General features: G+C 65.5%; 9 protein-coding genes and 1 pseudogene. 5 read left to right on the top strand and 5 right to left on the bottom strand.

Annotation, left to right across the window (positions count from 1 at the left end; genetic code table 11):
* Positions 1 to 9: 9 nt before the first annotated feature.
* On the top strand, positions 10 to 1446 hold the full coding sequence (locus B7P44_RS21575) for an efflux transporter outer membrane subunit (protein ID WP_084909950.1): 1437 nt from the start codon (positions 10 to 12) through the stop codon (positions 1444 to 1446).
* 87 nt (positions 1447 to 1533) lie between these two features.
* Here B7P44_RS21575 and yfcF read toward each other — a convergent pair whose 3' ends face one another.
* The 3 genes and pseudogenes from yfcF to B7P44_RS21560 all read right to left on the bottom strand — a co-directional run bounded on the left by yfcF (position 1534) and on the right by B7P44_RS21560 (position 4170).
* On the bottom strand, positions 1534 to 2166 hold the full coding sequence (gene yfcF / locus B7P44_RS21570) for a glutathione transferase (protein ID WP_084909949.1): 633 nt from the start codon (positions 2164 to 2166) through the stop codon (positions 1534 to 1536).
* Positions 2167 to 2321: 155 nt separating this feature from the next.
* A pseudogene (locus B7P44_RS21565) lies at positions 2322 to 2486 on the bottom strand (TIGR02594 family protein); the annotation flags it as partial.
* Positions 2487 to 3063: 577 nt separating this feature from the next.
* A complete protein-coding gene (locus B7P44_RS21560; protein ID WP_084908051.1) occupies positions 3064 to 4170 on the bottom strand; it encodes a hypothetical protein in 1107 nt (368 codons plus the stop codon).
* 1108 nt (positions 4171 to 5278) lie between these two features.
* Here B7P44_RS21560 and B7P44_RS21555 point away from each other — a divergent pair.
* From B7P44_RS21555 to B7P44_RS21545, 3 genes are all read left to right on the top strand, one after another.
* Complete coding sequence (locus B7P44_RS21555) at positions 5279 to 6880, top strand: tyrosinase family protein (RefSeq protein WP_084908050.1); 1602 nt, start codon at positions 5279 to 5281, stop codon at positions 6878 to 6880.
* 88 nt (positions 6881 to 6968) lie between these two features.
* The gene (locus tag B7P44_RS21550) at positions 6969 to 7400 is read left to right on the top strand and encodes a hypothetical protein (protein ID WP_084908049.1); all 432 of its coding nucleotides are present in this window, start codon (positions 6969 to 6971) and stop codon (positions 7398 to 7400) included.
* A gap of 57 nt (positions 7401 to 7457) precedes the next feature.
* Positions 7458 to 8150, top strand: coding sequence for a hypothetical protein (locus B7P44_RS21545; protein WP_084908048.1), 693 nt, complete (start codon positions 7458 to 7460; stop codon positions 8148 to 8150).
* Between the two features lie 82 nt (positions 8151 to 8232).
* On the opposite strand, the gene B7P44_RS21540 is transcribed toward B7P44_RS21545, so the two are convergent.
* The gene (locus tag B7P44_RS21540; RefSeq protein WP_084908047.1) at positions 8233 to 8481 is read right to left on the bottom strand and encodes a hypothetical protein; all 249 of its coding nucleotides are present in this window, start codon (positions 8479 to 8481) and stop codon (positions 8233 to 8235) included.
* Between the two features lie 291 nt (positions 8482 to 8772).
* Here B7P44_RS21540 and fusA point away from each other — a divergent pair, with 291 nt between their 5' ends.
* Positions 8773 to 10821 (top strand): elongation factor G, encoded by a 2049-nt coding sequence (gene fusA, locus B7P44_RS21535; protein ID WP_084908046.1) that lies wholly within the window; start codon positions 8773 to 8775, stop codon positions 10819 to 10821.
* A gap of 34 nt (positions 10822 to 10855) precedes the next feature.
* On the opposite strand, the gene B7P44_RS21530 is transcribed toward fusA, so the two are convergent.
* A complete protein-coding gene (locus tag B7P44_RS21530; RefSeq protein ID WP_084908045.1) occupies positions 10856 to 14311 on the bottom strand; it encodes an adenylate/guanylate cyclase domain-containing protein in 3456 nt (1151 codons plus the stop codon).
* Positions 14312 to 14360 lie beyond the last annotated feature (49 nt).

The following is a 14360-nucleotide window of genomic DNA, read 5'->3' as shown; positions in this document are numbered from 1 at the left end:
GTGATCACCATGAAAAAGCTTCTCGTCGCCCTCGCCGTCAGCGCGCTCGCTGCCGGTTGCGCGGTGCAGCCCGCGCAGCACCCCGCGCTGCACGAATCGGTCGGATCGCTCGCGCCGCACGCGTGGGACACGGACGTGCCGCGCGCGGACGTCGATGCCGCGACGTGGTGGGCGCAGTTCCACGACCCGGTGCTCGACGAACTGATCGCCACCGTGCTCGACGCCAACCTCGACCTGCAGGCGGCCGCCGAGCGCGTGAAGCAGGCGCAGGCACTGACGGTGCAAAAGCGCTCAGTGCTGTTGCCGGAACTGGACGCGAACGCGCACGGCGCTTACGCGCGCCAGAACACGCCGCCGCCGCTCGGCTACGTGAAGCAGGCCGGCGCGGGCCTCGCGCTGAGCTGGTCGCCGGACGTGTTCGGCGGCGAACGGCTCGACCTGCTCGCCGCGCAAGCCGAACTCGTCGGCCAGAAACACGCGGAAGACGCGATGCGGCTCGCGCTCGCGGCGGACACCGCGTCGGCCTACGTCGACCTGCGGTGGGCGCAGCAGGAACTGCGGATCCTGCGAGACAACGCGCAGATCCGCCAGCGCGCGCTCGACCTCACGCGCAAGCGCCAGGCGTTCGGGCTGTCGACCGAACTCGACGTCACGCGTGCGCAGAACCAGCTCGACGCGCTCGAAGCGCGGATTCCGCCGACGCAGGCGCAGGTCTCGCACCAGCTCAACCTGATCGCCGTGTATTCGGGGCGCACGCCGGAGTCGGTCGACAAGCTCGTGCTCACGCAGGCCGGCGACATCCCGGCGCCGCCAGACGGCTCGCCCGCCACGCTGCCGTCGCAGGCGCTGCTGCGCCGCCCCGACGTGCTGACCGCCTACGCGCGCGTCGAGCAGCGCGCGGCCCAGGTCGGCGTCGCGAAGGCCGAGCGCTATCCGAAGTTCTCGCTGAACCTGACCGACGGCCTCCTCGCCGCGTCCTATCTCGGCCTGCCGACGCTGACCGACAACCTGTTCAGTGCGGCGCTGAGCGCGACGAGCCCGATCTTCAATGCCGGGCGCATCACCGCCGACATCGCGCAGAGCGAAAGCCGCATGCGCGAATCGGAGCTCGGCTTGCGGCAGACGATGCTGCAGGCGCTGCGCGAGGTCGAGGACGCGCGTGCGGATCTCGTCAGCACGACCGCCGCGACGCAGCGCCTGAACAGCGCGCTTGCCGCGTCGGACAAGGCGCTCGGTCTCGCGAACCAGCTCTACAAAGGCGGCGCGACGGATTTCCTGGACGTGCTGTCGGCGCAGGAGGTGTATCTGCGCGATTCGGACGCGCTCAATCAGGTGCGGCGCGAGCACGCGCTGTCGGCGGTCGCGCTGTATCGGTCGCTGGGCGGCGGGTGGAGCCGGAACGATGCGGCGGACGGCGCGAAGGCTGACGCCGTGGCCACGAACTGAGCGAGGCGGGAGAAGATCGCCGCGCAGGACGAGCGGCGAGACGGGAAGCAACGGGCCGGACCGGTCCGTTGCGCACGGCCGCGCCGGTTACAGCGACGGACGCTTCAGCTTCACCCATTGCTGCACGGACGGCCGCTCCCACTGCGCGCGCGCATAGTCCGCCAGGCGCTGCGGCACCGGATCGTCGTTCATCACGAGGCGGTTCAGCATCAGGGCGAGGTCGACGTCCGCGATGCACCAGTCGCCGAACAGGTTTGCGGCGCCCGGCGCGAGCAGCTTGTCGGCGGCCGCGAACAGCTTCTGCGCGGCGGCCTGCGCGAGATTCGACAGCGGTTCGCCCGACGGGCGATAGAACAGCACTTCGGTCGAGCGCTCGGTGCGGATCGGCATCAGGTCGCTGCGCAGCCACGCCTGCACCTGCCGCGCCCGCGCGCGCTGGCGGAGATCGGCCGGATACACGCGCGGCGCGGGAAACGCTTCGTCCAGGTACTCGGTGATCGCCGACGATTCCGACAACGCGAAGTCGTCGTCCACGAGCGTCGGCACGCGCTGCGTCAGCGACGTCGCCGCGTAGTCCGGCGCGAAGTGCGCGCGATTGCCGAGGTCGACCGTGACCAGTTCGAAAGGCAGTGATTTTTCCTGAAGCGCGACGTAGACCGACATCGCGTAGGGGCTCGTGTATTGCGCGTCGACGTAAAGACGAAGATTACCGCTCTGCACTGCGCTCTCCTTGTTCATTTTCATGGGGACCCGGGCGCGTGCGATGGGCCGCCGCGACCGAGGAAGCGAAAAGCCGGCAGGATGGTGCAACCAGCCTGCCGCAGTGTAGCAATCCGCAGGCGAGCGCGTGCGACGGTTGGCGACCTGAACGCCCGCTACGCGGGCCACCGGTAGCCGAGCACGGTGTCGAGCGGATACGCGAGCGCGCGCACTTCTTCGAGCTGGTTGCCGCCGAACAGGTAGACGTTCTCGTCGTCGTGACGCAGATAGAAGCCGACGTGCCCTTTCCAGCTCGCGGGATCGTCGCGCGTCAGCGCGGCCGGTCGCGACGCAATCCAGAGCGGCGACGCAGCCGCGTATGACGTCGGTGGTGGTGACGCAGCCGGGTGCGGAGTCACGGCCAAACGTTACGACTCAACCGGGAACGGCGGCGCAATCCGGAACTGTCGCGCAACAAGGAGCGGTGCGCGCGACCGCGCCGTCGGTGACGACAACACGCTCGGTTGATTCGTCAGGCGTCACCGCAATCACCGAGACAACGGTTACGCCCGGCACCACCGGCGGTGTGGCAACGCCCGGTCAGTAACGGACGGACGTCACATCAAAGGGCCGCGAACTTCGCGGCCCCACGGTGCTTGTTGACCACAACGGAAATTCGGACCGTTGCGTCAGCAGGGTTACGGACTATCCGCTCGCCGATTCGGATCATCGCGGCGGCAGCGGCCTTTCGTTTGCGCGCGATAGTCGGTAGATTGCCGGCCTATATAGGTAGTCCTTAAGTGTTCGTGCGAGGCAAATTTCAGCCAAGGCCCTGTCAGAAGAAGGAGACCCAAACGACCGCTGTCGAAGGCGCGTCAAGAAGCAATCGCTCGACAGCGATCGGCCAAAACACTCAACCTACTGTCTTTTCAGGATCCACATAGTACCTGTGCCAGGGCGGTACAAATCGAGGTGGTCCTGCCGGCCACTGTGGTCATAGTCGAATGCGAACGCGCGATCGGCCGGAGACTTCAAATCGTAGCCACCAATTCCGCTCCCGGGATCGCCCTGGCGATACACGGGCGCAAACTCTCCATGAACGTGCCTGAGAATCCAGATCGTCCCTGTACCGGGTCGATACAGCGCGAGATGATTCGGTTTGCCTCTGCTGTCATAGTCGAACGCGAACACGCGGTCGGCAGGCGATTTCAGGTCGTAGCCGCCAATTCCGTTGCCGGGGTCGCCCTGGTGATACACGGGCGCAAAGGTCCCGTGCGTGTTCTTGAGGATCCAGATCGTCCCGGTGCCGGGCCGATACAGCACGAGATGATCCAGCTTGCCGCTGCCGTCATAATCGAACGGGAACACTTGATCGGCCGGAGACTTCAAATCGTAGCCGCCAATTCCGCTCCCGGAATCGCCCTGGTGATACACGGGCGCAAAGGCTCCCTGTGTGTTCTTGAGAATCCAGATCGTCCCGGTACCGGGTCGATACAGCGCGAGATGATCCAGTTTTCCGCTGCTGTCATAGTCGAACGCGAACGCGCGGTCGGCAGGCGATTTCAGGTCGTAGCCGCCGATTCCGTTGCCGGGGTCGCCCTGGTGATACACGGGCGCAAAGGCTCCCTGCGTGTTCTTGAGGATCCAGATCGTCCCGGTACCGGGACGATACAGCACGAGATGATCCAGCTTGCCGCTGCCGTCATAATCGAACGGGAACGCTTGATCGGCGGGAGACTTCAAATCGTAACCACCAATTCCGCTCCCGGGATCGCCCTGGTGATACACGGGCGCAAACTCTCCGTGCGTGTTCTTGAGAATCCAGATCGTCCCGGTGCCGGGCCGATACAGCGCGAGATGGTCCAGTTTTCCGCTGCTGTCATAGTCGAACGCGAACGCGTGGTCGGCAGGAGACTTCAGGTCGTAGCCGCCAATTCCGTTGCCGGGATCGCCTTGGGCGAAAACAGGCGTGTACGTGTTCGCGAGCGTATCAGGGGGGACAATTTGAGTGGGCTGAGTCGTCATACGTTTCTCCTTTAAGGTTGTCGGAGAACTGTTCATTGCGGGGGGTGCAGTGGCAGCCCTTTGGTAACCTGACACCAACACAGCAACTGCAACTGACTGCTTCTTGCACGGCGATTGTCGACGCCACGGAGCCCCGGACGACAATCCACCGATTCACAAGCCTCTTCGTGGCGAGAAATGCCTAAGAAATCTAGTACATCCAGAAACCAATATAAAGAATGCAGTGCTAAAAAATCACTATTGAGATTTACCATATCCAACACAATCAATTCAGTGCGAGCGCGATCTACGTCCATCACGCTGAAGGGGAACCGGGTTGATGGTCATGATGGGCGAAGCTACGCGCACGCAGGCGCGCGCCGGTCGCCTGCCCCCGGCAGGCACGAGGTCGCCGAGGCTGCCAGGGTGGTCAGCGTGGCGCAACAAACCGCATGCATTTTGAAAGCCTGCTCGACGAAGGTGGCATCAACGTCCTTCGCATTATCGCCACCGGGCGGCCGGCATGTTCGGGCTGGGCATGCCGCCGTACAGTGAATCGAAGCCCTTGCGGGACAAACGACCTTCGAAGACGTTCCGGTTCACTCGCGCCAACCCGGCGCCTCATCTTTTCCACCGTTACCGTCGCGACGCCAATCCCAAGAATCATTTCGATAAATCGAGCAATCTGCGCATCACGTCACCCCGCAATTTCTCCGCACCGCAAGACCCATATTTTTCTTGCGGAAACAAATTCCGTTTGCTTTATTTATCCATATCAAAAACATGAATAGACGCTACGGGATATGACGGAGACCTTACTACTGTAATTGCGCGTGGCGAATGAGTGCCGATCCGCCGCGGCCTTTCCCGCGATTCGAATGCGTCGCGCCTTTTTCCCGAGGGCGCGTGGCGCCGTCGCGCACGTCCGCGTTACTCATGGAGGTGGTCGCAAAACCGCCGGGGCCTGCCTATGCCCTGCCGGGCGATGCATTTCAAAATGCCTGCCCACATGGAGACAAAACGAATCTGATTGGACGTGAGCTCCGATTGTCCGCCGCGTCGACCGCACACGTTCAGAACCTGGCAGTCATACCGCAACGCTGCTTACAAAAGAGAGAGAGGCCGAGTCATGAAAAGCGCAACTGGAGTCCGGGTCCGCCGGTCGATCGAATCGCTGCAGGCCGAGTACCTGAGCGGCAACAAGAAGCCGCTCGAGGACCTGATGCGAGCGTGGAAAGGCATCAAGGAACTCCCGCCTGACGATCCGAACTCGTTCTTCATGATCGGCGGCTTCCACGGTGAGCCTTTCCGGGGCGCAGGCTGGGGATCGCCCTCTTACTGGGGCGGCTATTGCAATCATCGCAACGTGCTGTTTCCGACCTGGCATCGCGTTTACCTGCTGAGGCTGGAAGAGGCTTTGCGGAGCATCCCGGGCTGCGAACAGGTCATGTTGCCCTACTGGGACGAAACCAGCGACGAGTCGATCAAGAACGGCGTTCCGTGGGCGCTGACCAAGAAGGACGTCGAGCTCGACGGACAAACGATTCCCAACCCGCTGCGTTCCTTCGTTTTCAACAAGGGCATCACCGACAACATCAACGGCGACAATCCCAACTACGGCAAGCCCGTCGACTACGAAACGGTTCGCTATCCGTTGTCGGGGCTAGTCGGCTCTCCGGAAGACCGGGCCGCCACGGAGCGACACAACGCCCAATTCCCGAACTATCAGGAAAACGTGGAACTGCTCGACCGGAACGTCGTGAACTGGCTCACGTCCGCAATCATCGTGGACGGCAAGTTGATTTCGAACAACGTGAAGGGCCAATACGAGGCGTGCCTGGATGCTCCCAACTACACGGTGTTTTCCAATACCACGTCCGAGACACAGTGGAATGACGATCTTGCCAGCGGGGAAACAAAGATCGTTTCGCTCGAAAAACCGCACAACCACATTCATCTTGCCGTCGGCGGGTACGACGTGCCGACTGGCCCGAACGCCGGCCATGACTCGCCGATCAAGGGCGCCAACGGCGACATGGGCGAAAACGATACGGCGGGCCTCGACCCGATCTTCTATTTCCACCATTGCTTCGTGGACCGCGTGTTCTGGCTGTGGCAGAAGCGTCACGGCTTCACCCAGCACCTCGACGTCATTGCCGAGTATCCCGGAACCAACTCCGTGGACAGCCAGGGGCCGACACCGGGAACGGTACCCAACTCGTGGCTGACGCTGGAATCGCCGCTCGATCCGTTCAAGAAAAGCGAAAACGGCAAGCAACGCGCCTACACATCGCTCGACTGCATCAACATCGAGGAACAGTTGGGCTACACCTACGGCCCCGGCTCGCTGGAAGACCTGCCGAAACGCCAACTGGCGGCGGCCGTGCCGGCCGGCAACAGCAGCAAGGTTCTTCGCGTATCCGGGATCAACCGTGCGCCGATCCGCGGGTCGTTCCTGGTGGCCGCCCATGTCGTCCTGGACGGCAAGCGGTACCTCCTCGGCACGGAAGCCGTCCTGAGCCGCTGGAGCGTCCAGTATTGCGCCAACTGCCAGACCCATCTCGAAGTGAAGGCGTTCTTCCCGCTGCACCAGTTCAAGGAAGCGTCGGTGAAGGATGCCAGCTACGAGGTCGAGGTCCATACCCGTGACGATGTATTCGGCCAGGGACAATCCTTTGCCGCCGCAGCGCCCAAACCGGGTCAGCAACGGTTCCGGGTCGAGGTCCGCTAGCCGCGTCAGGCGATGAACCGGCGCCATCTGCCCGGCGCCGGTTCGGCGGGAAATTTAAGCGCAGTGGATGTGACCGGGAGAAACTGGCATGAGCTACGCACCTGAAACCGGCAGTCTGGTCGGCTTGTGGACCTATCGAAGCCTGCTGAACGATCCTGACCTGGCGACGCCGTTCAATGACCTTGAATTCGGCCGCGCCAATATCGAAATCGAGCCGGCGCCGATGGGCGTTCTCAGGGGACGCATATTCGGACCGGGGTGGCAACTGCAGCTCAGCGGCTCAATCGGCTACGGCGATCCCTGGACCGTGCGCTTCCAGGGGCAGGGCGTCGTCAGCGGCGAGGAGTGGGTATACGACTACGTCGGATACCTGAGTGCGCCCTGGCCGAACGGCGTCGACCAGCGTCCGGCGCTGACCGGCTCGATCGTGCGCGCCGTCCCGCACGCGAGCGGCAACGGCGGCGTCTCGCCGGCCGGCGTGGTGTGCTCCTGGTATGCGGTCCTGAACGATCCCGCCTGAACGGCCATGGCGCCTCCGACCGTTCCGCCAGCGGACCGGGCCGGGCGACAGTTCAACATGCCGGATGCGATCCGCGCGGTCGGGCGTATCGCCGTCGCTTTACTGTCCGCGCGGCTGCGCGACACGATGTCGTTCGCACTCCTTGGGTATGTCGCCTGCGATTTGCCGACCCGGTTGCATGGCTCGTATTCCAGCTGGATCTGGAATGTCGGCGGTGCGATTGCATGCGCCATCGCGGGATATCTGCACGGAAGCGGGCCGCCCGGCCGGTGCGCCCGCCGGTCGATGCGCTTGTGTATTGCCGCTATCGGCGCCGGATTGACGCTCGATTCGATACGCACGCCCATCGATACGATCCTCGATGTGTGCGGCGGCGCGCTCGATACGGGCGTCGTGTGGCATACGCTGACGCTGCATCTGCGTTGGCTCCCGATGTCGACGTCCGCGATGCTGGGTGTGGTACTCCTGCACCACGCTGGCCACCTCGACGTGATTCGGCTCGACAACCTGCGCGTTGCAGCCAAGGCCCTGGCCCGGATCGAGATTGCGGCGATGTTGCTCGCCATGACCACCGGCATGGCCGCGACCCAGGCAGCGGCGTTCAGTCTCGGGCTGCGCTGGGACGCAAGTGGCGTCGCTTTCGCGATGATGGCCAGCATGTTGGCATTCTATGAACTGAGCCATCGGGCAGCCCGTGTGGCGGAACGCATCCGGAACAAACGTCGCCCGAACGTGCTGCGCTCCTCGTAAGCGCGGGTATAACCGCCCCGATGGTCCGGGCGCGCACGAATACGCCCCGCCCGCGCCCGGATCGCGCCCCGCCAGCATCACTTCACCCAAACGCTCCCCGCGTCAGATCCCTGTCGAATTCCGCGGTCCACGCCGTGCCGTGCCCGATCCTGTATCCCTTCTCCTTGTGCGTCGAGCAGCACACGACGGTCACGTAACCCTCCAACGGATAGACCTCGTCCACGATCTCCGGCGCACCGGTTTCCTGAAGCGTGAAGTCGGACTCGCCGAGGTGATGGCGATGCAAGACCGCGACGAAATCGGCCCTTTCGTCTGGAGCAATGACTGACATCTCGCGTCCCTCCTTGCGGAACGATCGATGAACGATCGACGCTTTCAAGCTAGCACACATCCATCGGCGCTGCGGTGCGATAACGCGCGCATTCCGGAGCCTGGCGCACGGCAGCATGAATGCCGGAAGACTGATCCGGGGTCCGAAGCACGTTCGGAAACCAGCGGAATATTGCGCCGCAACGAACGCAAATCCGACATCGCGCCGCGCGCCTGCTCGCTTGCCGCAACTGGCAGACCACCTGATTTTCGCGAATAATGGCCGCACATCCACTACTGGACGATTGCGGTCATGGACTACCTTCCCGAAGCCATCCGCACCGTCGCTCTGGTCGGGCATGCCGGATGCGGAAAGACATCGCTTGCCGAGGCGCTGCTGCACCAGGGCGGCGCGCTTCATGCGCCCGGCAGCGTGAACAACGGCACCGCCCTGTGCGATTTCGACCCGCTCGAACGCAAATACCACCACTCGCTCAGTTCCGCCGTCGCCCAGCTCCACTATCAGGACACCCGCATCTATCTGCTCGATACGCCGGGCTATCCCGACTTCGCCGGCCTGTCGATCAGCGCGCTGCCGGCCGTCGAGACGGCGGCGATCGTGATCAACGCCCGCACCGGCATCGAAATGACCGCCCGCCGGATGATGGCGTACGCACAGCAGCGCAAGCTCTGCCGGATGATCGTCGTGAACGGCATCGACGGAGAAAAGGTCGACCTGCCTGGGCTGCTGGCGGAGATCCAGGAGCTGTTCGGCAAGACCTGCCTGCCCATCAACCTGCCCGCGCGAGGCGGCAGCGAAGTGGTGGACTGCTTCTTCAACCCCGCGGGCGAGGCCGACTTCCATTCGGTGGAAGCGGCGCACAACGCGCTCGTCGATCAGGTGATCGAACTGGATCCCGCGTTGATGGAGCTGTATCTGGAACAGGGCGAAGCGATCCGTCCGGAACAGCTGCACGAGCCGTTCGAGCGCGCGTTGCGCGAGGGCCACCTGGTGCCGGTCTGCTTCACGTCGGCGGCCACCGGCGCGGGCATCGCGCAGTTGCTCGACGTGTTCGTGCGCCTGCTGCCCAACGTCACCGAAGGCAATCCGCCGCTCTTCTATCGCGAAGTCGACGGACAGCTGAAAACCGTGCATGCGGAGCCCGTCGCCGACAAGCACGTGCTCGCGCACGTGTTCAAGATCGTGATGGATCCCTACATCGGCAAGATGGCCGTGTTCCGCATCCACCAGGGCACGGTCGCGCGCGACAGCCAGCTCTACATCGGCAACGGGCGCCAGCCGTTCAAGGTCGCGCGGCTGCTGATGCTGCACGGCAAGGAGCACACGGATGTGCTGCGGGCGGGCCCCGGCAATATCTGCGCGGTGACCAAAGCCGACGACATCGGCTTCGACGACGTGCTGCACGACGCCCCCGAAGACGGCAACGTGCACCTCACGCCGCTCGATTTCCCCACGCCGATCTACGGCCTTGCGATCGAACCGGCGCGCCGCGGCAACGAACAGCGTCTGTGGGAGGTGCTGCAAAAGCTCGCGGCCGAAGACCCGTGCCTGATGATCGGGCACCCCGTCGGCGCCAACGAGACCGTCGTGCGCGGGCTCGGCGAGCTGCACCTGCGCTTCATGCTGGAGCGCCTCACCGACCAATACAAGCTGGATGTCGTGACGCGGCCGCCGACCATCGCGTGGCGCGAAACCATCGGCGGCAAGGCGGAAGGCCACTACCGCCACAAGAAGCAGACCGGCGGCGCCGGCCAGTTCGGCGAAGTCATGCTGCGCGTGGAGCCGTTGCCGCGCGGCGCCGGGTTCGAGTTCGTCGACGTCGTCAAGGGCGGCGCCATTCCCACGCAGTTCATCCCGGCGGTGGAGAAAGGCATCCTGCAGGTGATCGACAGCGGGCCGCTGGCCGGCTTCCCGATGCAGGACGTGCGCGTCACCGTGTTCGACGGCAAGAGCCATCCGGTCGACTCGAAGGAAGTGGCGTTCGTCACCGCCGGGCGCAAGGCCTTCATCGACGCGGTGCTGAAAGCGCAGCCGATGGTGCTCGAACCGATCGTCGACATCGAGGTGATGACGCCGGAAGCGGCGATGGGCGACATCATCGGCGACTTGTCCGCGCGGCGCGGACAGGTGCACGGCACGCGCACGGCCGGCGGCCACGCGATGGTCGTCGCGGGAAAGGTGCCGCTTGCCGAGCTCAACGAGTACCAGTCGCGCCTGAATGCGCTGGCGGGCGGGCATGGCAGCTACAGCATCCAGCTGAGCCACTACGATCCCGTGCCGTCCGCCCAGCAGGAGCGGCTCGCGGCGCAGCACAAGAACCGGGGGGACAGCGCCGAGTGAGTCTCGCGGCAGCCGGAGAAGCCGGCGCGCGGCGTCACCGGTTCGCCTGAACGGAGCCAAGCGCCTCCAGCAACGCCTTGGCCTCTCGCAAATCGGCGGTGTCGAACCCCTCGGTGAACCCGCCGTAGACCTCGGACAGCACTTGCCGGGCCTCGTCGGTCCGGCCCGCGCGCTGCCACAGTCGGGCCAGGCTCGACGCGGCGCGCAATGCCAGCGAGCGGGCGCCTTGCTTGCGCGCCACCGCGAGCGCGCGGCGGAAACACGCTTCGGCTGCGTCGTCGCCGCCGCTCGGCTCGCCGAGCAGCATGATCCCCTTGAGCCGATGCAGCTCCGCCTCGAAGCAGCGCTCCTCGGCCCGCTCCACGATCGCCAGCGCGTCGTCGATCATCCGCAGGCCGGTTTCCCGGTCGCCGGCGCGCCGGTGGCTGTCGGCAAGCAAGGCCAGGAAGTACGAGCGCTGATCCTCGCCGCCGGCGGCGCGGTCGGCGGCGAGCCCCTCGCTCATCTGCGCGATCCCCGCCTGCAGGCTGTCCCTTTCGGTCAGCGACCAGCCCCGGAAAATCGTTCCCCATGCGAGCCAGTACGGCAAGCCGTGCTCGGTCGCGAGTGCGATGAGCGCGTCCGCATGCTCGCGGGCCAGCGACGACTCACGCCGCAGCTGATGCAATTCCGCCGCATAAGCGAGCGTGAACGCGAGGGTCGGGCCGTACGCGAGCTTCTGCGCGAGGGCGAGCGCCTCCAGGCTGCGCTTGAGCGCCCTATCCGGGTAGCCCTGCAGCCACAAGGTCAGCGTCAGGAAGTTCAGCGCCCGGATGCCGGGGTCCACGCCGTGCGCGAAGACATGGGCCTGGTGCTGCTCGGGATCGTAGATCGCCAGCGCCTGTTCCTGATGGGTGCGCGCGGTGTCCAGATTCCCCTGCAGGAACAGGCACGCGCCCAGTGCGCCATGCGCCTCCATCAGCAAGGCCGGGTCCGCCGCCTGCCGCGCCACGTCGAGCATCTGCTTGCCCAGTTCGCGAGCGGTCGCGTACTCCGCGCGCGTCAGGTGGTGGATCCTCAGACCGAGCTGCGCCGCGAAGCGCTGCGACGTGTCGCCCGTCTGCTCGCACAACGCCAGCGCGCGCGTATAGGTCGCGGCCACCTCCGGTGCGCCGTAGCCGCGCACGTCCATCAGGGCCGGCCCCAGCGCGAGCAGCAAGGTCAGCTCCCGATGCGCGCGCGCAGGCGTGTCGGGCAGGCGTTCGAGCAGTTCCAGCGCCGCGCCGAGGTGCTGCATCGCATCCGGATGGGCCGCGTGGCGCAGCGCCTGTTGCGCGGCCTGGTGCAGATACTCGACGGCCTTCGGGATATTGCCGCTCAGGCTGTAGTGATGCGCGAGCTCGCTGCAGTAGTCCGTGATGCGGGTCGGGAACAGCGCCTCGATCGCCTGCGCGGTGCGCTCGTGCAGCGCGCTGCGCCGCTGCGTGAGCAGCGAATGGCCGGCGACTTCCTGCGTCAGCGCGTGCTTGAACGAATACTCGACCTCCGGAAACGCCGGCCGCTCGTAGATGAATTCCGCCGCTTCGAGATGAGCGAGCAGCTCGCGCAGCGCGTCGTCGGCATAGGCGACGCGGCCGTCGCAAATGCGCCGGATCAGGCTGTACGGAAACTCCTTGCCGATCACCGCGAGCGTCTGCAGCAGCTCCTTTTCGGCGACCGGGAGCCGGTCGATACGGGCGGCAAGCACACCCTGCACGGTGGTCGGAATATGCAGCGCGGCCGGCGTCCGCCCGAGCCGGTAGCGGCCCGGATCGCCGAGCAGCGATTGCTCCTCGGCGAGCGTCTGCACGACCTCTTCCATGAAGAACGGATTGCCTTCCGTCTTCTCCAGGATCAGCTGCTCCAGCGGCGCGAGGGTGGGATCGTCGCCGAGCAGCGCCGCGAGCAGCCCCCGGGCCTCGGTCGAGCCCAGCGGCTCGAGCCGCAACTGGCTGCCATGGGTCGCGTGCGTCCACGCCGGCTGGTACTCCGGCCGGTAGTTCACGAGCAGCAGGATGCGGGTAGCCGGCACGCGTTCGCTCAGGTGCGCGAGGAACGCCTCCGTCTCGCGGTCCAGCCATTGCAGGTCCTCGAACAGCAACTCGACCGGCTGGTCGCGGCTCTCGCGCGCCAGCAGCTGCGTGATCGCGTCGAAGGTGCGCTCGCGGCGGATGCGCGGATCCATCTCCGCCAGCGCCGCGCCCGGCTCGCCGATGCCGAGCAGGTAGAGCAGATAGGGCACGAGATCCTCGAAGTTGCGTTCGAGCGTCAGCACCTTGCCCATCACTTTTTCGCGGCAGCGCCGTTCGTCGTCCTGCGCGGTGATCTGGAAATAGTTCTTCAGCAGCTCGATCAGCGGCAGGTACGCGAAGGCCTTGCCGTGCGACACCGAGAAAGTCTCGAGCAGCAGGCAGCCGCGCCGCGTGCGCTCCTTGAATTCGTGGAACAGCCGCGATTTGCCGACGCCGGCCTCGCCGCGCACGCCGACGATCTGCCCGCGGCCCGCCCTCACCTCGTCCAGCGACCGGTTCAGGTGCGCCAGTTCCGCCTCGCGGCCCACGAACCTGGCGAGGCCCCGGTGCGCGGCCAGTTGCAGCCGCGTGCGCAGCGCGCCGAGACCCAGCACCTCGTACACCGACAGCGGCTCGGGAATGCCTTTGACCCGGGTGGCGCCCAGCGCCTTGAACTCGAAATAGCCTTCGGCCAGCTTGTGGGTCGACTCGCTGACGAGGACCGACGACGGCGTCGCGATGCCTTCCATGCGCGATGCGATGTGGATCGTGTGCCCGACCGGATCGTAATCGGTGTGCAGGTCGTCGGTGCGGATCGAGCGCACGACGACTTCGCCGGTATGCACGCCGACGCGAATCTGCAGCGGAATGCCGCTCTCCAGACGAATGCGGTCGCCGTGGCTGCGCATCGCCTGCTGCATCCGCAGCGCCGCGAACAGCGCGCGTTGCGGATGGTCTTCATGGGCGATCGGCGCGCCGAACAGCGCGAGGATGCCGTCGCCGAGCGATTTCGCGACGTAGCCTTCGTAGTAGTGGACGGCTTCCATCATCAACGCGACGACCGGTTCGATCAGCCGATGCGCTTCTTCCGGGTCGAGATCGTGGATCAATGCGGTGGAGCCGGCCATGTCCGCGAACAGCGCGGTGACGGTCTTGCGCTCGCCGGCGGTTTCGCCGCGCGCTTCCATCGCCGCCTGTTCGGCGCGGATGCGCTCCGCAAGATGGTGCGGCGTGTAATGGACCGGCGCCGGAGACGGCCCGGCTTCCGGGCTCGGACGCGGCGACGGCGCGTCGCGCCCATCGGGCGCATCGGCCAGCGGCGCGCCGCACGCATTGCAGAAGCGGGCGGAAGGGCTCGCCTCGTGGCCGCAGCGCGGGCACGCGCGCGACAGCCCGGCGCCGCATGCTTCGCAGAATCTGGCCCCGGGGAGGTTCTCGAATCCGCAGTTTGCGCAGTGCATGCCACCCTTCTCCTGCCGAGCGCCGGCATCCGGTCATTATGCGCCGGGT

The sequence above is a fragment of the Burkholderia ubonensis subsp. mesacidophila genome (assembly GCF_002097715.1).
GTDB classification, from domain to species: Bacteria; Pseudomonadota; Gammaproteobacteria; order Burkholderiales; family Burkholderiaceae; genus Burkholderia; species Burkholderia mesacidophila.
Note: the sequence above shows the minus strand (reverse complement) of the source record. Positions and strands in the feature narration are given on the sequence as shown.